This is a genomic window from Streptomyces sp. NPDC051576, assembly GCF_040681835.1.
Taxonomy (GTDB): Bacteria; Actinomycetota; Actinomycetes; order Streptomycetales; family Streptomycetaceae; genus Streptomyces.
On record NZ_JBFAZO010000004.1, the window covers coordinates 687,180 to 709,686 of the forward strand.

The window sequence follows — 22,507 nt, forward strand, 5'->3', positions numbered from 1 at the left end:
ACGTCGGTCGAGCTACTGGCGGCGCTTCTTGCCGTCCAGTTCGTCCCACCACTCGTCGGACTTCGGGTCTCCGGAGGGGTCGTCCCACCAGCGGTCGTCGGGGCCCCTGCGGTTGGCGACCATCGCGGCGAACGGGGGGATGACCATCGCCACCACACACATCGCCACGGCCGCCGGGACCGACCAGATCCGCACGACTCCCCAGGCCAGGACGAACAGCGTGATGCAGATGCCCATCATGACGAAGTAGGTGCGACGGCGGCGTGCCAGCATGGTTCAAGGGTAGGCCTGGGCACGCCAAAGGGCCGCACCAGGGAAAGGTGCGGCCCTCAGTGGTCAGGCGCCGGGCGTCAGACCGCGATCGCCACCTCGGAGAGGCCGCCCGTCTGGGCGACGACCGTGCGGTCGGCGGTGGCGCCCGGGACGAGGGCGCGGACGGTCCAGGTGCCTTCGGCCGCGTAGAAGCGGAACTGGCCCGTCGCGGAGGTCGGGACCTCCGCGGTGAACTCGCCGGTCGAGTCCAGGAGGCGGACGTAGCCGACCACGGGCTCGCCGTCCTTGGTCACCTGGCCCTGGATCGTGGTCTCACCGGGCTTGATCGTCGAGGCGTCGGGGCCGCCGGCCTTCGCTCCACACATGTGCTTCTCCAGAGGTCTTGAAAGGGGGCGGACTTACTTGTTGGCGCCGAGCTCGATCGGCACGCCGACGAGGCTGCCGTACTCGGTCCAGGAACCGTCGTAGTTCTTGACGTTCTCGACACCGAGCAGCTCGTGCAGCACGAACCAGGTCAGGGCCGAGCGCTCACCGATACGGCAGTACGCGATGGTGTCCTTGGCGAGGTCGACCTGCTCGTCGGCGTAGAGCTCCTTGAGCTCGTCGTCCGACTTGAAGGTGCCGTCGTCGTTGGCGTTCTTCGACCACGGGATGTTGCGGGCCGAGGGGACGTGGCCCGGGCGCTGCGACTGCTCCTGCGGGAGGTGGGCCGGGGCCAGCAGCTTGCCGGAGAACTCGTCGGGCGAGCGGACGTCGACCAGGTTCTGCGCACCGATCGCCGCCACCACGTCGTCGCGGAACGCGCGGATCGCCTTGTTCTGCGGCTTGGCCTTGTAGTCGGTGGCGGGGCGCGAGGGCACCTCTTCCACCAGCTCGCGGGCGTCCAGCTCCCACTTCTTGCGGCCACCGTCGAGCAGCTTGACGTTGTCGTGGCCGTAGAGCTTGAAGTACCAGTAGGCGTACGAGGCGAACCAGTTGTTGTTGCCGCCGTAGAGGATCACCAGGGTGTCGTTGGCGATGCCCTTGCCGGACAGGAGCTTCTCGAAGCCCTCCTGGTCGACGAAGTCACGGCGTACCGGGTCCTGGAGGTCCTTGGTCCAGTCGATCCGGATGGCGTTGCGGATGTGGTTCTTCTCGTACGCGGACGTGTCCTCGTCGACCTCGACGATGGCGATGTCGGCGTTGTCGAGGTTGGCCTCGACCCAGTCGGCGTCGACCAGGACGTCACTGCGGCTCATGTTCGTTCTCCTCCGGGGCAGTTGCGGCGGTGCGGTGCGGTGCGTGAGAGGGGGGTGCGCTCGCGTCCGAGTTCAGGGCAGCGCACAGGCGCGCTGTTCAGGGCGCGCGGGAATGCGGGAGTCTGCGCTTCCGCTCAGAAGGTGCGACAGAGCATGGCGGCGACGCGGCACAGGTCCACTGCCCGCCGCTTCGTGAAATCCGCCTGTTGCCTCATGGGGTCGATCGTAGGGACGGATAACCGGGCATGTCACCGGTGTGTCGTATTTTGAGACGCGATCGTCCGTGATGTGAGACGGAGTGAGGGTCAGGGGCGCCGTGGCGGGGGCTGCGGGCTTCCGTGGCCGTCGTCACACCTCAGCGCCGCCCCCGCTCCGGACGCGGGCGTCTCGCTCCTCGGACACGTCCCTACCCGGCCAGCTTGACGTTCGAACCCTTCACCTTGATCTCCACACCGCCCTGCCCGGCCTGCACACTGTCCAGCTTCACACCGCCCGGCAGTTGGTCGATCGTCTGCTGGAAGTCGGTGATCGAGCGGATCCGGGAGTCGGCGAGGTCGACGACCAGCTTGGGCAGGTTGTCGGCGTGCACCTTCACGGTGTCGCCGTCGACGGTGACCGTGCTGAGCACCGGGTACGTCGTCGTCCCGACGCCGGTGACCGTGACCTTCATGTCGGCCTTGATCTTGCCGTCGCCGCCGTCGGAGAGGCTGACGATCTGGGCCTTGACCCCGGTGAAGACGTCCGTCGGCTGGGACTTGGCGGCCTTGAGCAGCTCGTCGTAGGAGATGCTCGCGGAGCCGGTCGCGGTGGCCGCGGTGGCGGAGCTGTAGTCGCCGGAGAACTTGACGTCCTTCATGTCGGCCTTGAGGTCGTCGATCCGGATCGTGGAGGCGCCGCCGTCGGTGTTGCCCGTGGGCGCCTCGTAGGTCTTGATGCCGAGCTCCACGTCGTCCAGCTCACCGGAGGCGACCTGGGTGAGGAAGGGGAAGCCCTTGATGGAGACGTCGGGGGTGGTGGCCAGGTTCTCGGTGGTCTTCACCTTGGACGCCGCCTCGTCCTCGGCGAAGTAGACCGCGACCCGGTCCACGACCACGAACAGGATGCCCAGAACCACCACGACGATCAGAAGTATTCGTAGCCCACGCATGACGGTGATCCCCCACCTGGCGGTCGTCGAAGAAAGCGGTACGACGACCTGGTGGCCGCCGAGCGCGAGAGTAGTCCTGCGGAGCGGGTGCGACCGGGAATTGTCGATCACCTGTGACAGGGCTCTTAACTACGCCAGTGCGCGGCCCAGCACGTACACCGCCGGAGCCGCGACCGCCAGCGGCAGGGCCACTCCCGCCGTGAAGTGGACGAACCGGGACGGGTAGTCGTAGCTCGCCACCCGGTGGCCGATGAGGGCGCAGACCGCCGCGCCCGCGCCGAGCAGCGCGCCCTTCGCGCCGAGGCCGGTCATTCCGCCGGCCGCGATGCCCGCACCGGCGGCCGCGAGGAGGGAGACGACGACCGACGCGACGGTCGGCAGCGGGAGCGCGCGGGCCAGGATCGCGACCGCGACCGCCGCCGCTCCCACGGTGACCGCGTCCGGGTCGGCCGCGAGGTGGCCGGCCGCCACGATGGCCAGGGCCGCCGAGGCGACCGTCGCCATCAGGCTCTGGATGCGGGTGTCCGGGTCGGCGTGCGAGCGCAGTTGCATGACGAGGGAGAGCAGCACCCAGACGCCCAGCGTGCCGAGGATCGCGGCCGGGCCGTTCTCCCGCCCGGCCGCCAGCAGCACCACGTCCGCGACGAGCGCGCCCGCGAAGGCCAGCGCGATGCCCTGCCGGGCCGGCCACATGCCGTTCAGCCGGAACCAGCCCGCGGCCGTGACCGCCTGGAGCACGACGAGCGGGACGACGAGGGCGTACGACCCGATCTGCGCGGTGACGGAGAGCAGCAGCGCGAGGAGGGCGGTGAGGCCGGCGGGCTGCATCCCGGGCTCGATGATCGGCGAGCGGCCTTCGAGCCGGGCCCGCTGGGCGTCGGTGATGCGCGCGTTCCCGGAGAGGGTGGAGGGGCCGTAGCCCTCCTCGGGGGCGGGGGCGGGCGTCTCGGGTCTCGGAGCCTGCGCGTACGGGTCGTGACTCTGCGGCGGTGCTTGGTAGTTCTGCGGCGGCAGGTACGCCGTGTCGGCGGCCGCGGGCGTGGTCTGGTGGACCTGGGTGTCCCAGGTCTGGCCCTGCCACTGCTGGGTGTACTGCTGGGCCGCCTGCGGGTCGTCGTACGCCTGCTGCTGATGGCCGGGCCATGCCTGCGCCTGCTGCGGCTGCTGCTGCTGCTGGGCGGCGTAGGGGTCGTAGCCCTCGCCGTAGCCCTCGTACGGCTGGTTGCTCATCGGTGCGCTCATCCTCCTGCGAACGGCGGGAGCACCTCGACCGTGCCGCCCTCGGCCAGCCGTACCGTCTCATGTCCGCGGGTGCCCACGGGGTCACCGTCGACGAGGAACGAGCATCGCAGCAGTACGCGGGTGAGTTCCCCGGGGTGTCGCTCGCGTACCGCGCCGAGGGCCTCGTCGAGGGTGGCCGCTTCGTACGGCTCCTCGGCGGTCCCGGCCGCGGCCTTCGCGGCGGCCCAGTAGCGCACCGTGACCTTTGCCATCCGCTCTTCCTCAATCGATCGGGGTCGACCAACTCGGTATCGACAACCGCCAGGCTAGCTCTCCTGTGAACCGGCCCAGCGCCCGATCCTGGCCAGCAGGTCGTCGGTGGCCGCGTGTTCGGCGTGGCCCATGCCCGGCTCCAGCCAGAGTTCGGCGTGGTCACCGGCTGCGGCGGCCAGCATGCGGGGGTGGTCGAGGGGGAAGTAGCCGTCGATCTCGCCGTGCACGACGAGGAGAGGGGTCGGGGCGATCCTGGGGACCGCCTCGACCGGGGAGAGCGGGACCGGGTCCCAACCGCCGTGATCGATACGGGTCTTGAGGCCGTAGCGGCCCACGAGCCGACCCTCGGGGCGGGTCACCAGCCAGTGGAGCTTGCGCATGGGGGCCGTGCCCCGGTAGTACCAGCGGGCCGGCGCACTCACCGAAACCACCGCGTCCGTGTGCGCTTCCGTGCGCCCCCTGCGCCCCTGACCGTCCGGGTGCTCCTCGGGGCCGTAGAGCGCCGCGTGGTGCAGCACCACGGAACCGCCCATCGAGAAGCCCACAGTGGCCACACGCGTATGCCCCTGTTCCCGGGCCCAGGCCACCGCGGCGGCCAGATCGAGCACCTCACGGTCGCCGACGGTGGACCGTCCGCCGGACCTTCCGTGGCCCCGGAAGGAGAAGGTGACCACGGCCCCGTACTGGGCGAACGCCTCAGCCACCCGGCGCACGTGCGGCTTGTCCACATCGCCCGTGAAACCGTGGGCCACGACGAACACCAGGTCACCGGCAGGTGGCGGGGAGGCGTCGTATACGACCGCCCTCGGTTCGTATACGGAATCGATCGTCACACCGTCGTCGGTGTGCAGAAACGTCCGCAAAGGTGTACGTCTGATCGTCTCAGAGTTCGGACGAACGGTGGATCGTGCCACATGACCTGCCGTACCAGCGCTCATGTGGGCTATTCTGCTGGACAGAGGACTCGGGCAGCGAAGCCCCCGGGTCCTTTTGTGCTTTCAGGAGCGTCGTATACGACTCGGGAAACCTCGGGAAACCCCAGGTGACCGCCGGTGATACAGCGCCCCCGGGACCACAGAAGCAGTGCCGCAACGCCGCAGTGCCGCAAACGTCCTCGCAGGGACCGAGGAGGAACCAGACATATGAGTTCTCTGCTGCTCCTGACCAACGCCCTCCAGCCGTCGACGGAGGTGCTTCCGGCCCTTGGCCTGCTGCTGCACAACGTGCGCGTGGCACCGGCGGAAGGCCCCGCACTCGTCGACACCCCCGGTGCCGACGTCATCCTCATCGACGGCCGCCGGGATCTGCCTCAGGTACGCAGCCTGTGTCAGCTCCTCCGGTCCACCGGACCCGGCTGTCCGCTCATCCTCGTCGTCACCGAGGGCGGCCTCGCGGCCGTCACCGCCGACTGGGGCATCGACGACGTGCTGCTCGACACGGCCGGTCCGGCCGAGGTCGAGGCGCGACTGCGGCTGGCCATGGGCCGCCAGCAGATCGTCAACGACGACTCCCCCATGGAGATCCGCAACGGCGATCTCTCCGTGGACGAGGCGACCTACAGCGCCAAGCTCAAGGGCCGGGTCCTCGACCTGACCTTCAAGGAGTTCGAGCTCCTCAAGTACCTCGCGCAGCACCCGGGCCGCGTCTTCACGCGCGCGCAACTGCTCCAGGAGGTCTGGGGCTACGACTACTTCGGCGGTACGCGGACGGTCGACGTCCACGTCCGACGCCTGCGCGCCAAGCTCGGACCCGAGCACGAGTCGCTGATCGGTACCGTCCGGAACGTCGGTTATCGATTCGTTACGCCGGAGAAGGGTGACCGGGGCGGCGAGGAGGCCAAGCTCAAGGCAAGCGCCGCTATCGCCGGCGCAAAGCCGGAGGATGCGGACGAGAAGGCCGACTCGGCCGCCCTGGACGCGGCCGAGATCGCGGCCGAGGCGTAAGTCGTATCCGGGCAGGGCGTTGCTTCCGCACAGAGAAGCGGTGGAGAAGTTCCATACGCCCTGCCCAGAGCGGGTCCATCCGCGTAGACTCCGCGCGTGGCCAAGGTGACTCGGGATGATGTGGCGCGGCTGGCGGGTACCTCGACCGCCGTTGTCAGCTATGTCATCAACAACGGACCCCGGCCGGTTGCCCCGGCCACGCGCGAGCGTGTCCTCGCCGCGATCAAGGAACTGGGGTACCGGCCGGACCGGGTGGCCCAGGCCATGGCGTCCCGGCGCACGGACCTCATAGGCCTGATCGTGCCGGACGCCCGCCAGCCCTTCTTCGGGGAGATGGCGCACGCGGTGGAACAGGCCGCCTCCGAGCGCGGAAAGATGGTCCTGGTCGGGAACTCCGACTACGTGGCCGAGCGCGAGGTCCACTACCTGCGCGCCTTCCTCGGGATGCGCGTCTCCGGCCTGATCCTCGTCAGCCACGCGCTGAACGACCTCGCCGCCGCCGAGATCGACGCCTGGGACGCCCGGGTCGTCCTCCTGCACGAGCGCCCCGAGGCCATCGACGACGTCGCCGTGGTGACGGACGACCTCGGCGGCGCCCAGCTCGCCGTACGCCACCTCCTCGAACACGGCTATGACTACGTCGCCTGTATGGGCGGTACGGCGGAGACGCCGTCCGTCGGTGACCCGGTCTCCGACCACGTCGAGGGCTGGCGGCGCGCGATGGCCGAGGCCGGGCTGCCCACCGAGGGCCGCCTGTTCGAGGCGCCGTACAACCGCTACGACGCCTACCAGGTCGCCCTCGGGATCCTCGCCGGACCCCAGCGGCCGCCCGCGATCTTCTGCTCCACCGACGACCAGGCGATCGGCCTGCTGCGGGCCGCGCGCGAGCTGCGCATCGACGTGCCGCGCGAGCTGGGCGTGATCGGCTTCGACGACATCAAGGAAGCGGCCCTCGCGGACCCGAAGCTGACGACGATCGCCTCGGACCGCCCCGCGATGGCCCGCGCGGCCGTGGACCTCGTCCTCGACGACGGCCTGCGGGTGGCGGGCTCGCGGCGCGAGCGGCTGAAGGTGTTCCCGTCGCGTCTGGTGATACGGCAGTCCTGCGGCTGCGAGACGGCCTGACGCCTCCTGACACCTCTCGGATCGCCGGATTCCCCGAATTGATTCGCCGGATTCCCCGGATTCTCGGGGCTCCGGCTTCTTTATATCGGGCATACGAGGTTCTGTCGGGCTTCTCAGCGGGGACTCAGGTACCTCTCATGATCACGCGACAGTCTCTTTTCCATGACCGAGAGCTTCCGCCGCAGCGGCGAGTACGAGACCCCCCAGGGCGACCAGCCGCAGGCGTACCCCCAGCAGCAGCACGCCTCTTCTCCCGTGAACCCGGAGTGGCCGCCCCCGCCGGCCCACCAGCCGCAGCAGCCGGTCACCGTCGAGCCGGGTACGACGGTGTGGCCGGGCCAGACGGCCGCCCCCGCGCCCGCCCCGCAGGCCGCCTTCGGCGCCGACGGCGGTTCCTACGGTGGTGACGGCCACGGTGGTGGCGGCGACACGGCTCTCCTCACCCCTGTCCAGGCCGAGGCGCCCAAGCCGAGGAAGCGGACCCGCGGCCCGATCGCGCTGCTCGCCGCCGTGGCGATCGTCGCCGCGGCCGTCGGTGGCGGTACCGCCTACGCGTTCCAGCAGCTGACCGGCAAGGACACCGTCGCCACCTCCAGCACCACCACGGCGGTCGTGCCCTCCAGCAAGCGGGGCGACGTCGCCACCATCGCCGCGACGGTCAGTCCGAGCGTGGTCGAGGTCGAGGCCACCCTCAGCAACGGCACCTCGACCGGTGCGGGCGTGATCATCACCAGCAACGGCGAGATCATCACCAACAACCACGTGATCTCCGGCGCCACCTCGGTCAAGGTCAAGACGAGCGACGGCAAGTCCTACACCGCGACGGTCGTGGGCACCGACAGCAAGAAGGACCTCGCACTCCTCAAGCTGTCGAACGCCTCCGGCCTCAAGGCCGCCACGCTCGGCAACTCCGCCGGCGTCCAGATCGGCGACACGGTCGTCGCGATCGGCTCCCCCGAGGGGCTCACCGGCACCGTCACCAGCGGCATCGTCTCCGCCCTGAACCGTGACGTGACCGTCTCGACCGACGAGAGCCAGAGTCAGAGCCAGGGCTCGGACGGCAGCGGCCAGTGGCCCTTCCAGTTCGGCGGCCAGCAGTTCAACGGCGACACCGGCTCGTCCACCACGACGTACAAGGCGATCCAGACCGACGCGTCCCTCAACCCCGGCAACTCCGGCGGTGCGCTGATCGACGCGAACGGCAACATCATCGGCATCAACTCCGCGATGTACTCCTCCAGTTCGTCCTCGTCCTCCTCGTCCGACGCCGGCAGCATCGGCATCGGCTTCGCCATCCCGATCAACACCGTCAAGGCGGACCTGGCCTCGCTGCGGGCGGGCGGCTCCGACAGCTAGACCAAGGCTCCAACGCTCAGTTCAGCGATCAGTCCAGTAGGGAGTACGTCATGATCAAGCAGGTTTCGCACACGGTGACCGACACCGGAGCGGCCGGTCTCGGCCTGGCCCTCGGGGTGGCGTACGAACTGCACGCGCCGGCTGCCCGGGCCCCCGAGGTGGCACCGGCTCCGGAGCTGATGGGGCTGCGCACCAGCGCGGCCCGCCCGCACCACCGCAAGGTGCCGCTGAACCGGCTGACCGCGGTGCGGGGCTGATCTCACCTTTTGTCCGTCCCTTCCTCTTTACGCGCCAGCCGGGAAACATGCGAGGCTGATTGCGACCAGCCGATCGTTGTCTCCCTGTCCCACCGCACCCGAGGATCCAGCCCATGAGCCCCGCCGAAGGCGACCGTGACACCCAGCGCATCCTGATCGTCGACGACGAACCGGCGGTACGCGAAGCACTCCAGCGCAGCCTCGCCTTCGAGGGATACGACACCGAGGTCGCCGTCGACGGCGCGGACGCGCTGGAGAAGGCGACCGCCTACCAGCCCGACCTGGTCGTCCTCGACATCCAGATGCCGCGCATGGACGGCCTGACCGCCGCGCGCCGTATGCGCGGGGCGGGCACCACCACCCCGATCCTGATGCTCACGGCCCGCGACACCGTCGGCGACCGGGTCACCGGCCTCGACGCCGGCGCCGACGACTACCTGGTCAAGCCCTTCGAACTCGACGAACTCTTCGCGCGGGTACGGGCGTTGCTCCGCCGCAGCTCGTACGCGGCGGCGGCCGCGGCCGGCACGGCCCCCGAGGACGACTCCCTCACCTTCGCCGACCTCCGCATGGACCTCGCCACCCGCGAGGTCACCCGCAACGGCCGCCAGGTCGAGCTGACCCGCACCGAGTTCACGCTCCTGGAGATGTTCCTGGCCCACCCCCGGCAGGTCCTCACCCGCGAGCAGATCCTCAAGGCGGTGTGGGGCTTCGACTTCGAGCCGTCCTCCAACTCCCTTGATGTGTACGTCATGTACCTGCGCCGCAAGACGGAGGCGGGGGGCGAGCCTCGGCTTGTGCACACGGTGCGCGGGGTGGGGTATGTGCTTCGGCAGGGTGGCGCGGAGTGAAGAAGCTCGTACACCGGTTCCGCACGCTGCCGATCCGGTCGCGGTTGGCGATGCTGGTCGCGGCGGCGGTGGCATTCGGGGTCGCGGCGGTCTCGGTGACCTGTTGGTTCCTCGTGCAGGGGAAACTGTACGAGCAGCTGAACAACGACCTGCAGAGGTCCGCGATGAGGGGGCCCGATCAGCGCCGACAGGTCCAGATCGCTCTCCTCAACTGCTCGACGACTCCGCAGAACACCAACAGCTTCGTCCGGAACGCCTACTCCCAGGTGGTCACGGACACAGGAAAGATCTGCGTCCAGGACAACTCCACGGGAGTCGTCAAGGTCACCAAGTCCGACAAGGACGAGATCAAGAAAGCGAACGCCAACCGGGTCTATTACCGCAACGGCACGGACACGGATGGCAACCAGGTACGCGTGATGACGGCCTTCGTGGCCCCCACCGCCACTACCTCCGGGGCTGTCGGACCCAATGTCGGACTCGTCGTCGCCGTCTCCCTGAAGGGCACCCAGGACACCCTCAACGAACTCGCCCTCATCCTCCTCCTCGTCTCCGGGATCGGAGTGATCGGCGCCGGAGCCGCAGGCTTGGCGGTTGCCCGCGCAGGGCTCCGCCCCGTCGACAAGCTCACCGAGGCCGTCGAACACGTCGCCCGCACCGAGGACTTGACCATCCGCATCCCGGTCGAGGACGACAGCGACGACGAAGTGGCCCGCCTCTCCCGCTCCTTCAACTCGATGACCGCGTCCCTGGCCAACTCCCGCGAGCTGCAGCAGCAGCTCATCGCCGACGCCGGTCACGAACTCCGCACCCCCCTGACCTCTCTCCGTACGAACGTCGAACTCCTCACCCGCAGCGAGGAGACCGGCCGCCCGATCCCCCCGGCGGACCGCAAGGCCCTGCTCGCCTCGGTGAAGGCGCAGATGACCGAACTGGCGTCCCTGATCGGCGACTTGCAGGAGCTGTCCCGGTCGGAGGGGCAACGGGGTGAGCGCGTCCAGATGGTGTCGCTCCAGGACACCGTCGAAGCGGCCCTGCGCCGAGCCCGTCTGCGCGGCCCGGAGTTGACCATCACGGCGGACGTACAGCCGTGGTACGTCCAGTCGGAGCCCTCTGCGCTGGAACGCGCGGTGGTCAACATCCTCGACAACGCGGTGAAGTTCAGCCCCGAGGGCGGCACGATCGAGGTCCAGCTCACACGCGGTGTCCTCACCGTCCGCGACCACGGCCCCGGCATCCCCGCCGAGGAACTCCCGCACGTCTTCGACCGGTTCTGGCGCTCCCCGAGCGCACGGGCGCTACCGGGCTCGGGGCTCGGTCTGTCGATCGTCGCGCGGACGGTCCAGCAGGCGGGCGGCGAGGTGACTCTGGCGCACGCGCCGGGGGGCGGGACGGTGGCGACGGTACGCCTGCCGGGGACGGCGACGGCGCCGCCGGAGACCTCGTAGCGCTCGGGGCAGATGTATTTCTGGCGCGGCAACCTTTCCGCCCCCGGCTGCGACCACCAAGTGATCTCTCTCCACCCTCACTTGATCGGACGCAGCCCGTGAGCAGAACCCGCAGCAAGGCCCGTCACCGCAGACGGAACACGGCACTGATGGTCGGTATCCCGCTGGCCCTGGCCGCCGCCGGAGTCGTGGCCTACCAGAGCGGCGGCACGCAGAAGGCCTCCGCCGCGACCGCAGCCGCCCCCGCCTGGGCCACCGCCACCGCGGACGGCTTCGCCTCGGTCAACGCCCTTGGGCAGAACGGGACTTACGGCGGGCGGGACGGCAAGACCGTCACCGTGAAGACCTTGGCCGACCTGGAGAAGTACGCGACCGCCGCCGACCCGTACGTCATCGTCGTCGCGGCGACCATCGACATGGACCCGGTCGGCAAGGAGATCAAGGTCCAGAGCGACAAGACCATCGTCGGGTCGGGGACGGCCGGGCAGATCGTCGGCGGTGGGTTCTTCCTCGGGGAGGGCGTCCACAACGTCATCATCCGCAACCTCACCATCCGCGACGCCTACCAGGGCGTGTGGAACGACAAGGTCCACGACTACGACGGCATCCAGATGGACGGCGCCCACCACGTCTGGATCGACCACAACGACATCCGGCACATGGCCGACGGGCTCATCGACAGCCGCAAGGACACGACGTATCTGACCGTGTCCTGGAACAGGCTGAGCACCGAGAACAAGGCCTTCGGCATCGGCTGGACCGACAACGTCACCGCGGACATCACGATCCACCACAACTGGATCCGCGAGACCGAGCAGCGCAACCCGTCCACCGACAACGTCGCCCACGCGCACCTCTACAACAACTACCTGGAGGACGACGCCGGTACCGACATCACGTCCTCCTACGGCAACTACGCACGCGGCAAGACCAACATGCTCCTGGAGAACTCCTACTTCCAGGGCATGAACAACCCGGTGATCCGCGACACGACCGCCACCCTCGTCCAGCGCGGCAACGTCTTCTCCGGGACCAGCGGCAGGAACGAGAGCGGGGGCACCGGCACCGCCTGGGACCCGAAGAGCTACTACGGCTACACGCTCGACAAGACCGCCGACGTCCCGGCGCTGCTCAAGTCCGGTGCGGGCCCGCGTTCCACCATCGGTACGGCGTCCACGACCGCCGCGACCACCTCGGCCACCACCCTCACCGTCGCCAAGGACGGCAGCGGGAAGTACGCCACCGTGCAGGCCGCCGTGGACGCCGTACCGGCCGGCAACACCTCGCGGGTCGTCATCTCCGTCAAGCCCGGCACGTACCGCGAGACCGTCAAGGTCCCGGCGAACAAGCCGCACGTCACCATCCAGGGGTCCGGCAGCAGCCGTAAGGACACGGTGATCGTCTACAACAACGCGGCCGGTACGCAGAAGCCCGACGGTTCGGGGACGTACGGCACTCCGGGCAGCGCCACCGTCTCCGTCCAGTCGGACGACTCGCAACTGCGCAACCTCACCGTCACCAACGACTTCGACGAGGCCGCGCACCAGGACATCTCCAACCAGGCGGTGGCGCTGCTGACTTCGGCCGACAAGATCTTCCTCGACGGGGTCATCGTCAACGGCGACCAGGACACTCTGGAGATGGAGACCGCCGCGGCCGACAAACTGGGCCGCGTCTACATCAGCAACTCCTACATCACCGGCAACGTCGACTTCGTCTTCGGACGGGCCACCGCGGTGATCGACAGGTCCGTGATCACGCTGAAGAAGCGGTGGAACGGCACCTCGGCGGGGTATGTCACCGCTCCCTCCACCCCCGCCGACCGCAAGGGCATCCTCATCAACCGCTCGACCGTCAACGGTGACGTGGACGCGAAGAGCTTCTACCTCGGGCGCAACTGGCACCCCGGCGGCAGCACCACGGTCGACCCGCAGACCACCGTCCGCGACAGCACCCTCAGCGCCGCGATCAAGTCCACCCCCTGGTCCGACATGGGCGGCTTCTCCTGGAAGGACGACCGCTTCGCCGAGTACGCCAACTCGGGTGCGGGCGCCGGGAGTTCCAGCGCCGACCGACCCCAGCTGACCACGGCACAGGCCGCCGACCAGGAGGTCGCGGACTGGCTCGGGGACTGGACGCCCACAGCACAGTAGAACGGTGGAGACGTCCCCGCCGTACGATCACTCCCGGACAGACTCTGGGGAGGGTCGATGGGCGGGGACGACGGGGGCGGGCGCGGGGTCGAGCGCGAGTACCGCAGGCGGCGGAAGCAGTCGCGGCGGCGGCTCTTCTACATGTGGCTCGTGCTGGGGAACTTCGCGCTCCAGATGACGCGACCCGACAGCATCCCCGTGCCGTTCAAGCTGCTCGCCGTGACACTCATGGTCCTGTTGTGCGCCTGGGCGATTCTCCTCGCACGACTGGGGCACACCGTCGTCGGAGCCGACGGGGTCGCCGTCCACGGTGTGTTCCGCGTGCGCAGGCGGGCCTGGCACGACATCTACGATCTGCGCGTCGAGCCCCGTCCGAAGCAGACCCGCCACGACGTCCAGTTGCTCACCTGGCTCTACGACAACGACGGCCGCAGGTTCCTCCTCCTCAACGTCAACGACTGGCAACTCCCGGACGTCCGGGCCGAGATCGACGATCTGCTGACCGCCGCCGCCCACCACCGGGGCATGGCCTGGGAACCACGGCCCGAGGTCGAGGCGCGGATCGCGCTGCGGGCGGGGCATCGCAAGGCTCAGGAGAGAGCGACCGTCGGGGCCATGCTCGTCTTCTTCGCCGCCATCGCGTATCTGGTGTGGGAGCTGTCCGGCAACGGCGAATCCCACCCCTTCCTGCTGCTCCTCTGCGCTCCGCTCACCGCCTACGCCCTCCTCGCCGTCCTCTTCCGCCGACGCGCCTCCCGAGCCCCAGCCCACACATAACCCCCTGCCAGCCCAGCCACAGCCGCCCGTCCCACCGTGTTCGGATGGCGCGGAAGACAACGGTTCTGCTGGCCGACGACGACGTGGACGTACGGGAAGGGCTCGGGCGGCTGCTCAGATTCGAGGGGTACGAGACCGTCCTCGCCGGGGACGGGCGTACCGTCCTGGATCTTGTCGGCGTATCCGAGGACGCCTCCGCGCCCGATCTGGTGCTGATGGACGTCACCATGCCGGAGCTGGACGGGCTCGCCGCCACGCGGCGTATCCGGGCCTCGGGGTGCACCGTGCCGATCCTGATGCTCACCGGACGGGACGCGGTCGGCGACCGGATCGTGGCCCTCGACAACGGTGCCGACGACTATCTCAGCAAGCCGTTCGCCGTGGAGGAACTCCTCGCGCGGGTACGGGCGTTGCTGCGCCGCAGCAGCTCACGGCGGGAGCCGGAGAATCAGTCTCCCGAGCTCGAACGGCTCGTCTTCCACGATCTCGTCATGGACCTGCGCGGCCGGACCGCCACCCGCTCCGGCCGGCCGCTCGACCTCACCCGGACCGAATTCCTGTTGCTGGAGTACTTGTTGAGGCATCCGACGACCGTGCTCACCCGGTCCCGGATCCACCGGCACGTGTGGGGCTTCGACTTCGAGCCCGCGTCCAACACCCTCGACGTCTACGTCATGTACCTGCGCCGGAAACTGGAGAGCCGCGGCGAACCGCGGCTCATCCACACCGTGCGGGGGCTCGGGTACAGCCTCCGTACCGTTACTTGAGGGGAAGCCTCAGGATCATCGTCTCGTCCGAGGCCGGTGCCTGCGGCCGGATCGGACGCAGGGTCATCGTGTCCTCCAACTGCCTGCCCGTGATGGCCATTTCGGGGAGCGGGCCGGCCAGGCGGGCATACGCGCCGCCCCTGGCCACCAACTCCGCGTGCGTGCCGGTCTCCACGAGCCGTCCGCCGTCGACGACCAGGATGCGGTCGGCGTCGGGGGCGAGGCTCAGGTCGTGGGTGATCATGATGGTCGTACGGCCGGACATCAGGCGGCGCAGCGGCTGGATCACCTGACGGGCCGCCACCGAGTCGAGACCCGCGGTCGGTTCGTCGAGGACCAGGACCGGTGCCTCGCGCAGCATGGCCCGGGCGATCGCGATGCGCTGCAACTGGCCGCCGGAGAGCGCCGCCGTGCCGGGGGCGATCTCGGTGTCGTAGGCCTCGGGAAGTGCGGCGATGAAGTCGTGCGCCGCCGCCGACCTCGCGGCCCGCTCGATCTCCGCGTCGCTCGCGCCCGGGCGGCCGCACTCGATGTTCTCCCGGATCGTGCCGTTGAGGATCAGGGTCTGCTGGGGCAGCAACGCCACGTTCTCGCGCAGGAATTCGAGGGGTACGTCCCGGAGGGGGACGCCGTCCAGGCAGATCACGCCCTCGGAGGGGTCGTAGAAACGGGTGAGGAGTTTGGAGAGCGTGGACTTGCCGGCTCCGCTCTCGCCGGTGACGATGACCAGTTCACCGGGGCCGGCCCGGAAGGTGACGTCGTTCACCGAGTCGCGGCGCGCGCCGGGGTAGCGGAAGGTCACGCCGTGGAAGCTGACCCAGCCGTGGACGGGCCAGGCGGGGACGGGTTCGCGGGGGTCGCCGACGGACGGGGTGGCGTCCAGGATCTCATTGATGCGGGCGGCGCCGGCCGTGGCGGCGGTGAGGGTGAGGCCGAGCTGGCCGAGGTTGCGGACCGGGGGGTAGAGGTAGCCGATGAAGGCGGCGAAGGCGAGGAGCGCGCCGAGGGTCATACGGTCGGCGGAGATCTCCCACACACCGAGACCGATGACGGACAGGACGCAGAGGGTTTCGACGACCTCGACGAACTGCTCGTACATCTCGCTGAGTCGGGCGCCCCGGACGGACGCCTTCATCCAGGCGCGGGCCTCCACGTCGAGGCGCTTCTCCTCGTCGCGGCGGCGGTTGTACGCCTGGGTGAGGACCACGTTGCCGAGGGACTCCTCGACCACCGAGGTGATCGCGCCGTCCGCGACCCGCTCGTCCTGCGAGGCCTGCTTGATGCGGCCGGAGAAGCGGCGGGCGGCGAGGAGGAAGAGGGGCGCGAGGACGAAGGTGGCCAGGGCCAGGTCCCAGCGGAGGTAGAGGGCGGCGCAGGCGTAGAAGACGGCGGAGAACGCGGCCGAGACGGTGCCGACCACGCCGGACACGACCATCTGCTCGATGGCCTCGACGTCTCCGGTGAGGCGTTCCACCAGGTCGCCCTGGCGGTGCTTCTGGAAGAAGTGGGGTGGCAGGTCCTGGACGTGGCGGAAGACGTTCGCGCGCAGGCGCAGGACGAAGCGTTCGGCGGTCCAGGTGGCCAGGGAGTTGCCGAAGTAGCCGACCAGCGCGCCGAGTGCGGCGACACCCAGCCAGGCGGCGGCCGGGCCCCAGAACTCGGACAGCGAACCGGCCTTGAGGGCGTTGTCGGTGAGGTCCGCGAAGAGCAGGATCGCGGCGGTCTCGGCGAGCGCCGACACGATGACGCACGCGATGATCACCGCGAGCCACTTGCGGTCACCGCGGGTCAGCGGCCAGAAACGGCGGAAGGCCTCACGGGCTTCCCTCATGGTCAACAACTCCCTTCAGAGCGTGGGTCGGACGTGGCCGAGGCGAGGCCACCGGAGCGAGCGTGCTCACTAACCGGTGACCTCGCCTCACGATGTGACGGCTCAGCCCTTGTGGGCGACAGGACGCTTGGCCGGCGCCTTGCCCTTGGGCGCACCCTTCGGCTTCGGCCCGATCGGCTTGCGGTGCTTGACGGGGGCGATCTTGTGGAAGCTCATGGCAGGGTCCCTCCCTGGAAGTGCCGCTCTGCGGCGGCTTGTTACGTGGTTGCGCTGCGAGTGCAGCGGGCGACGCGAATGCGGGTGCGGGTGCTACGCGTCTTCTACGGCCGGCCCTGCGGCTTACTTGTGGCCCACCGGGCGACGCTTCGGGGCGTGCGCCGGCTTCTTGGGGGCGGGCTTCTTGGGCGCCGGAGCGGGCTTGCGGGTCTTCTTGACGGGGACGATCTTGTGGAAGCTCATGGTGGGTTCCCTCCCTGGGGGTTCGGCCCTGGGGCCGGGTGTCGGGTGCTGCGGGTCTTCTGCGGCTCGCGGGACTGCTTACTTGTGACCGACCGGGCGACGCTTCGGGGCCGGCGCCGGCTTCTTGGGCGCCTTCTTCGGGGCCGGAAGCGGCTTGCGGGTCTTCTTCACGGGGGCGATCTTGTGGAAGCTCATGGTGGGTTCCCTCTCTGCTGCGGTCTGGCTCGGGTGCTGGTCTGCGGCTTACTTGTGGCCCACGGGGCGACGCTTCGGGGCCGGCGCCGGCTTCTTGGGGGCGGGCTTCTTCGGGGCCGGGGCCGGCTTGCGGGTCTTCTTCACCGGGGCGATCTTGTGGAAGCTCATGTCTGTGTCCCTCTCTGCTGCTGCGGTTTTGCAACAGTTCCTCTACCGATCTGCTGCAACTGCCTTTGAATTACGCCTGTAAATTCTTTGTCAGCCCTTGTGGGCGACGGGGCGACGCTTCGGGGCGGGCTTCTTCGGCGCCGCCTTCTTGGGGGCCGGAGCGGGCTTGCGGGTCTTCTTGATGGGGTGAATCTTGTTGAAGCTCATGATTAATTCCCTCCCAGGATTTATTTATCTACGACTTACAGCGGACTGCTTACTTGTTGCCGACCGGGCGCCGCTTCGGGGCCGGGACGTGGGCCTTCTTCTTCGGCGCGGGCTTCTTGGGGGCCGGGGCGGCGGGCTTGTGGGCCTTCTTCACCGGGGCGATCTTGTGGAAGCTCATCGTGCTCTCCTTTGTCTCGTTCGGCTTGCTGTCGTTTGCGCCGTTCGCTTTCGACATGGAAAACACTACTGGACTTCCGACGCAGAAAAAGCCTTTTCCGCTTAGACCTTCCTGAGCGATTGCTGTGGAAGACTCTTAGGTAATTTGCGGAACTGAAACCGGTCTTACACAGAATTTAGAACGGGAAAACAGCGGGGGCCCGGCGCCGACCTGCGGCACCGGGCCCCCGAAGGGTCGGCAACTAGTGCACGACAGTGATCCGATCAGCCGCCGGAGGCACCAGCGGGCTCGCCGCCGACGAGTGCGCCGTCAGGTACTGCGCCAGCGCGGACAGGTCGTCCGCCCCGACCAGGTCACCGGTGCCCTGCCCCAGCGTCGTGAAGCCGTCACCGCCGCCCGCGAGGAAGCTGTTCGTCGCGACGCGGTACGTGGCGGCCGGGTCGATCGCCGCGCCGTTCAGACGAATCGAGTCCGTCACCACGCGGTCCGCGCCCGTCTTCGTCAGGTCCAGCGTGTACGTCAGCCCGGACGACACCTGGAGCACCTTCGGCGCCGCCGCGTTCACCCCGCTCACCTGTTCCTTCAGCGCCTGCACCACCTGCGCGCCGGTGAAGTCCTGGAGGTTCACGGTGTTCGCGAACGGCTGCACAGTGAAGCCCTCGGCGTACGTCACCACACCGTCGCCCTCGGCACCGGATGCCTTGTAGGTCAGCCCCGCCCGCACCCCGCCCGGGTTCATCAGCGCGAGGTCGGTCTCCGGGTCCAGCTCACGGCCGTAGGCGAGTTGGGCGTCGGCGATGAGGTCGCCCATCGGGGACTCGGTGCCGGTGCTGTTGACGTCGGCGGAGATGTAGCCGATCGCGCGATTGCCGATGGGGGCCGCGAGGGTGTTCCACTTGCTGATCAGGGAGGTCATGTCGGCGGCCTTGGGCACGTCCCGGGTGACCACGTGGTTCGCCGACTTGACCGCCGTACGCGCGATGTCGCCGGTCCTGCGGTCGTACGTGAGCGTGGTGTCCGTGTAGAGGCGGCCGAAGGAGGCCGCCGAAGTGACCATACGGGGCTTGCCACTTGGGTCGTCGATCGTGCAAACGTACGCGTTGTGGGTGTGGCCGGTGACGAGCGCGTCGACGGCCGGGGTGACGTTCTTCGCGATGTCGACGATCGGGCCGGAGATGCCGGAGCCGCCGCCGGACGCGTCGCAGTCGTAGTTGTAGGACGCGGAGGCCGGGAAGCCGCCCTCGTGGATCAGCGCGACGATCGACTTGACGCCCTGCTTCTGCAGCTCCTTGGCGTACTTGTTGATCGTCTCGACCTCGTCCTTGAACTGGAGGCCCTTGACGCCGTCGGCGGAGACGATCCCCGGGGTGCCCTCCAGGGTCACACCGATGAAGCCGATCTTGACGTCCTTCTTCTTCCACACCCAATAGGGCTTGAGGATCGGCTTCTTGGTCTTCTCGTCGAGGACGTTGGCCGCGAGGTAGGGGAAGTCGGCGCCCTGGAACTTCTTGTCGGTGTAGCAGCCCTCGGTGGGGTGGCAGCCGCCGTTCTGGAGCCGCGCCAGTTCCCTGGCGCCCTCGTCGAACTCGTGGTTGCCGACCGAAGTGACGTCCAGGTCAAGCTTGTTGAGGGCCTCGATGGTCGGCTCGTCGTGGAACAGACCCGAGATCAGCGGGGAGGCGCCGACCATGTCGCCGCCGGCCGCGGTGATCGAGTAGGCGTTGCCCTTGCGGGCGTCCCGCAGATGCGTGGCGAGGTACTCCACCCCGCCCGCGTCGATCGTCTTCGTCGTGCCGTCCGCCTGGAGTTCGCTGACCCGGCCGGAGGAACCGGACGGCGGCTCCAGGTTGCCGTGCAGGTCGTTGAAGGAGAGGAGCTGGACGTCCTGGTAGCGGCTGGGCCCGGACCCGTGGCCGGGCGGGTTGCCGTGCGCGTCGGCGGGCAGCGCTGCGGCCAGCGCACCGGCCGTGGCCAGGCTCGCGGCGGCGGCGAGCAGGCCTGCGACACGGCGTCTGCGCGGGCGGTACGGCTGGGAAGTGGCTGGCATGAGCCCCCCTGTGAGTCGGCTTCGAGTCGGCTGAGAAGTCACCACGTTCCGGCGCAGCCTAGGGTCAACGCGCGTAGCACGGCAGGGGGTTCTTGGTTACATCCTGGTTTCTTCTTTGCCGCCACTTTGCCGGTACCTCCGCTTACCCTGATGCCCATGACCAGCGACGACACCGCACGGCCCGCGCCCGCCTCCCGCTCCATCGAGACCTACTCCGCGCTCTCCCCGGACCAGGCGGCGGCCGTCCTCGCGCTGATCGCCGAGGCCGCCCGGACCGACGGACAGCCGGCGGTGTCCGAGCAGGGACGGCTCCAACTGCGCGGCGGCGCACGGCAGGGCGTCTCACATCTGCTGCTGACCCTGGGCGACGAACTCGTCGGCTACGCGCAGTTGGAGGACACCGACCCGGTGGAGGCGCCGGCCGCCGAACTCGTCGTCCGTCCCACGCAGCGGGGACACGGACACGGGCGGGCGCTCGGTACGGCGCTGCTGGCCGCTTCGGGCAAGCGGCTGCGGGTGTGGGCGCACGGGGGACACTCCGCCGCCCGCCATCTCGCCCAGGTCCTCGGCCTCGCCCTGTTCCGTGAACTCCGCCAGCTCCGGCGGTCGTTGACCGATCTGGAACTGCCGGAGCCGGTCCTCGCGGCGGGCGTGACGGTACGGACCTTCGTGCCCGGACAGGACGACGCGGCCTGGCTCGCGGTCAACGCCGCCGCCTTCGCCCACCACCCCGAGCAGGGCTCCCTCACCCAGCGCGACCTCGACGACCGGATCGCCGAGCCGTGGTTCGACCCGGCCGGCTTCTTCCTCGCCGAGCGCGCCGGCGAACTCGTCGGCTTCCACTGGACCAAGGTGCACGCGGAGGAACAGCGGGGCGAGGTGTACGTCGTCGGAGTGCTCCCGGACGCCCAGGGCGGCGGCCTCGGCAAGGCCCTGACGACGATCGGCCTACGGCACCTCGCGGCACAGGGGCTGCCGACGGCGATGCTGTACGTCGACGCCGACAACAAGGCGGCGGTGTCGGTGTACGAGCGGCTGGGGTTCACGACGTACGAGACGGATCTGATGTACCGGTCGGAGTCGTGAGGCTCGCCTCGGTGACGTGAGGGTGTCGGGGACGTGAGGGTGTCAGGGCAGCCGTTCCAGGGCGGTGTCAGGGCAGCCGTTCCAGCAGGACGTATCCGTCCTCGTCGGCGACGGTCCGGTAGCCGTGCGCCCGGGCGTCGTCGAGCAGGGCGCGGTCCTGCTCGGGGGAGACGGGCCAGCCCTGCGGCTGCCCGGTGTCGTCGATGATCCACCGCGGGTCGGGGCGGCTGCCCGGCATGCCGAAGACGGTGACCTCGGCGCGTGAAGTGAGCTGGGGCGCAAGGCGGTTGGAGGCGGCCACGGTCGCGTTGTCGGGGATCTTGTCCATCAGCCGCCGGGCCGTCGCGAGACGGGGTTCGGTGCGCCAGGTGGCCGGCTGGGTCAGCTGCCACAGCGGGTACTGGGGCAGCAGGATCACCGTGACGGCCGCGCTCACGGCCAACGCGTGGCGCACCGGTCCGGGCCGGCCCAGCGCGTCGGTGAAAGCCGCGAACACGATCGGCATCAGCACCGCGCTGTAGTGGTAATCGGTGCCCCAGAACGCCGAGTTGTCGGACGCGAACCGCCACAGCAGCGTCGGCAGGGCGGCCCACAGCAGCGGAGAGCGCACCGCCAGACATCCGGTCACCGCCAGCAGTGCCAGCAGGGTCTGCGCCTTGGCGTCCGGGGTGATCAGGCCCACGGTGTAGTGGAGCAGGAGGTCTCCGGTGCCCTGTCCCGTGGCGCCGGGCACGCTGGAGGCGTAGGTGAAGGAACCGCCGGGGTTGAACGCCGGTATGACGACCAGCATCTCCAGGGCGGAGCCGAGCACCCCGGTCAGCGCCAGGGCGATACCGGTCCGCCGCTCACCGGTGCCGCGGGCGATCAGCAGGCCCACCACGGCCACCGTCAGCCCGAGGTCCTCCTTCACCAGCAGCAGCGGAAGCGCCCACAGGGCCGCCGCCCGCGCCCGGCCGCGTCCCAGTGCGGTGAGGGAGAACGCCAGCAGCGGTACGGCGAAGCACACCTCGTGGAAGTCGAACCCGACCGCCCCCGCGATCCCCCACGAGGCGCCGTACCCGAGGCCGACGACCAGTGCCGCGCCCCGCCCGTGCGCCTCCTCCGCCCACCGGGTGAGCGGTATCGCCGCGCTCGCGAGCAGCGCGGCCTGCGCCACCAGCAGCGTCACCGGGGTCGGGAACATCCGGTACAGCGGTGCCAGGAGCGCGAGCACGGGCGAGAAGTGGTCGCCGAGGAGGGGGAAGTCCGGCCCCTTGAGCTCGGCGACGGGGAGGTGCCCGTGCGCGTAGGAGCGCACCGCCTGCTCGAAGATCCCCAGGTCGTAGCCGGTCGTCAGCATGCGCTGGTGCAGCCGTACGGAGAGGGCCGTGTACACCGTGAAGAGGAACAAGGACACGGACAGGGCCGTCCGCCACCCGCCCCGGCCCGGCAGCGGCGGGACGGTCTTGGCGACGGCCCCTGTGGGCTTCGCAAGGGTGGTCGAGTCGTTCGGCACGGGGACGCCTCT

21 protein-coding genes are annotated in these 22,507 nt (G+C 69.4%); 10 read left to right on the forward strand and 11 right to left on the reverse strand.

Annotation, left to right across the window (positions count from 1 at the left end; all coding sequences use genetic code 11):
* Positions 1 to 12 precede the first annotated feature (12 nt).
* The 7 genes from AB0M63_RS16875 to AB0M63_RS16905 all read right to left on the reverse strand — a co-directional run bounded on the left by AB0M63_RS16875 (position 13) and on the right by AB0M63_RS16905 (position 5,090).
* Entirely contained in the window at positions 13 to 273 is a 261-nt protein-coding gene (locus tag AB0M63_RS16875) for a DUF3099 domain-containing protein (RefSeq protein WP_355909956.1), read from the reverse strand.
* Between the two features lie 77 nt (positions 274 to 350).
* On the reverse strand, positions 351 to 638 hold the full coding sequence (locus tag AB0M63_RS16880; RefSeq protein WP_149509380.1) for a DUF1416 domain-containing protein: 288 nt from the start codon (positions 636 to 638) through the stop codon (positions 351 to 353).
* A 33-nt stretch (positions 639 to 671) separates the two neighbouring features.
* Positions 672 to 1,511 carry a sulfurtransferase gene (locus AB0M63_RS16885; RefSeq protein ID WP_366019877.1) on the reverse strand — a complete coding sequence of 280 codons (840 nt, stop codon included), beginning with the start codon at positions 1,509 to 1,511 and terminating at the stop codon, positions 672 to 674.
* Between the two features lie 406 nt (positions 1,512 to 1,917).
* Positions 1,918 to 2,658: a DUF2993 domain-containing protein gene (locus AB0M63_RS16890; protein WP_355910281.1), complete on the reverse strand. Its 741-nt coding sequence runs from the start codon at positions 2,656 to 2,658 to the stop codon at positions 1,918 to 1,920.
* Between the two features lie 129 nt (positions 2,659 to 2,787).
* Entirely contained in the window at positions 2,788 to 3,888 is a 1,101-nt protein-coding gene (locus AB0M63_RS16895; RefSeq protein WP_366019878.1) for a hypothetical protein, read from the reverse strand.
* Between the two features lie 8 nt (positions 3,889 to 3,896).
* The gene (locus AB0M63_RS16900) at positions 3,897 to 4,151 is read right to left on the reverse strand and encodes a MoaD/ThiS family protein (RefSeq protein WP_355909946.1); all 255 of its coding nucleotides are present in this window, start codon (positions 4,149 to 4,151) and stop codon (positions 3,897 to 3,899) included.
* A gap of 54 nt (positions 4,152 to 4,205) precedes the next feature.
* A complete protein-coding gene (locus tag AB0M63_RS16905) occupies positions 4,206 to 5,090 on the reverse strand; it encodes an alpha/beta fold hydrolase (RefSeq protein ID WP_366019879.1) in 885 nt (294 codons plus the stop codon).
* A gap of 204 nt (positions 5,091 to 5,294) precedes the next feature.
* Between AB0M63_RS16905 and AB0M63_RS16910 the strand changes: the two genes are divergently transcribed.
* The 9 genes from AB0M63_RS16910 (at position 5,295) to AB0M63_RS16950 (ending at position 14,829) form a co-directional block, all read left to right on the forward strand.
* Entirely contained in the window at positions 5,295 to 6,095 is an 801-nt protein-coding gene (locus AB0M63_RS16910; protein ID WP_355909940.1) for a response regulator transcription factor, read from the forward strand.
* Positions 6,096 to 6,191: 96 nt separating this feature from the next.
* Positions 6,192 to 7,220: a LacI family DNA-binding transcriptional regulator gene (locus AB0M63_RS16915; RefSeq protein ID WP_355909937.1), complete on the forward strand. Its 1,029-nt coding sequence runs from the start codon at positions 6,192 to 6,194 to the stop codon at positions 7,218 to 7,220.
* Positions 7,221 to 7,382: 162 nt separating this feature from the next.
* A complete protein-coding gene (locus tag AB0M63_RS16920) occupies positions 7,383 to 8,576 on the forward strand; it encodes a trypsin-like peptidase domain-containing protein (RefSeq protein ID WP_355909934.1) in 1,194 nt (397 codons plus the stop codon).
* Positions 8,577 to 8,626: 50 nt separating this feature from the next.
* Positions 8,627 to 8,833, forward strand: a complete 207-nt coding sequence (locus AB0M63_RS16925; RefSeq protein WP_355909931.1) for a hypothetical protein — start codon at positions 8,627 to 8,629, stop codon at positions 8,831 to 8,833.
* A 113-nt stretch (positions 8,834 to 8,946) separates the two neighbouring features.
* Complete coding sequence (locus tag AB0M63_RS16930) at positions 8,947 to 9,684, forward strand: response regulator (RefSeq protein WP_019073726.1); 738 nt, start codon at positions 8,947 to 8,949, stop codon at positions 9,682 to 9,684.
* Positions 9,681 to 11,132 (forward strand): HAMP domain-containing sensor histidine kinase, encoded by a 1,452-nt coding sequence (locus tag AB0M63_RS16935; protein ID WP_366019880.1) that lies wholly within the window; start codon positions 9,681 to 9,683, stop codon positions 11,130 to 11,132. The genes AB0M63_RS16930 and AB0M63_RS16935 overlap by 4 nt, the downstream gene beginning before the upstream one ends.
* A 98-nt stretch (positions 11,133 to 11,230) precedes the next feature.
* Positions 11,231 to 13,285 carry a pectinesterase family protein gene (locus tag AB0M63_RS16940; RefSeq protein ID WP_366019881.1) on the forward strand — a complete coding sequence of 685 codons (2,055 nt, stop codon included), beginning with the start codon at positions 11,231 to 11,233 and terminating at the stop codon, positions 13,283 to 13,285.
* Between the two features lie 57 nt (positions 13,286 to 13,342).
* Entirely contained in the window at positions 13,343 to 14,062 is a 720-nt protein-coding gene (locus AB0M63_RS16945) for a hypothetical protein (protein ID WP_366019882.1), read from the forward strand.
* 44 nt (positions 14,063 to 14,106) lie between these two features.
* Positions 14,107 to 14,829, forward strand: coding sequence for a response regulator transcription factor (locus AB0M63_RS16950; protein WP_366019883.1), 723 nt, complete (start codon positions 14,107 to 14,109; stop codon positions 14,827 to 14,829).
* On the opposite strand, the gene AB0M63_RS16955 is transcribed toward AB0M63_RS16950, so the two are convergent.
* From AB0M63_RS16955 to AB0M63_RS16965, 3 genes are all read right to left on the reverse strand, one after another.
* Positions 14,822 to 16,660 (reverse strand): ABC transporter ATP-binding protein, encoded by a 1,839-nt coding sequence (locus AB0M63_RS16955; RefSeq protein WP_366019884.1) that lies wholly within the window; start codon positions 16,658 to 16,660, stop codon positions 14,822 to 14,824. The genes AB0M63_RS16950 and AB0M63_RS16955 overlap by 8 nt on opposite strands.
* 1,078 nt (positions 16,661 to 17,738) lie before the next feature.
* A complete protein-coding gene (locus tag AB0M63_RS16960; protein WP_355909913.1) occupies positions 17,739 to 17,867 on the reverse strand; it encodes a hypothetical protein in 129 nt (42 codons plus the stop codon).
* A gap of 241 nt (positions 17,868 to 18,108) precedes the next feature.
* On the reverse strand, positions 18,109 to 19,914 hold the full coding sequence (locus tag AB0M63_RS16965; protein WP_366019885.1) for a bifunctional metallophosphatase/5'-nucleotidase: 1,806 nt from the start codon (positions 19,912 to 19,914) through the stop codon (positions 18,109 to 18,111).
* 156 nt (positions 19,915 to 20,070) lie between these two features.
* On the opposite strand from AB0M63_RS16965, the gene mshD reads away from it, so the two are divergent.
* Positions 20,071 to 21,000 (forward strand): mycothiol synthase, encoded by a 930-nt coding sequence (mshD, locus tag AB0M63_RS16970; RefSeq protein WP_355909908.1) that lies wholly within the window; start codon positions 20,071 to 20,073, stop codon positions 20,998 to 21,000.
* 67 nt (positions 21,001 to 21,067) lie between these two features.
* Here mshD and AB0M63_RS16975 read toward each other — a convergent pair whose 3' ends face one another.
* Complete coding sequence (locus tag AB0M63_RS16975; protein WP_366019886.1) at positions 21,068 to 22,495, reverse strand: DUF2079 domain-containing protein; 1,428 nt, start codon at positions 22,493 to 22,495, stop codon at positions 21,068 to 21,070.
* Between the last annotated feature and the right edge of the window lie 12 nt (positions 22,496 to 22,507).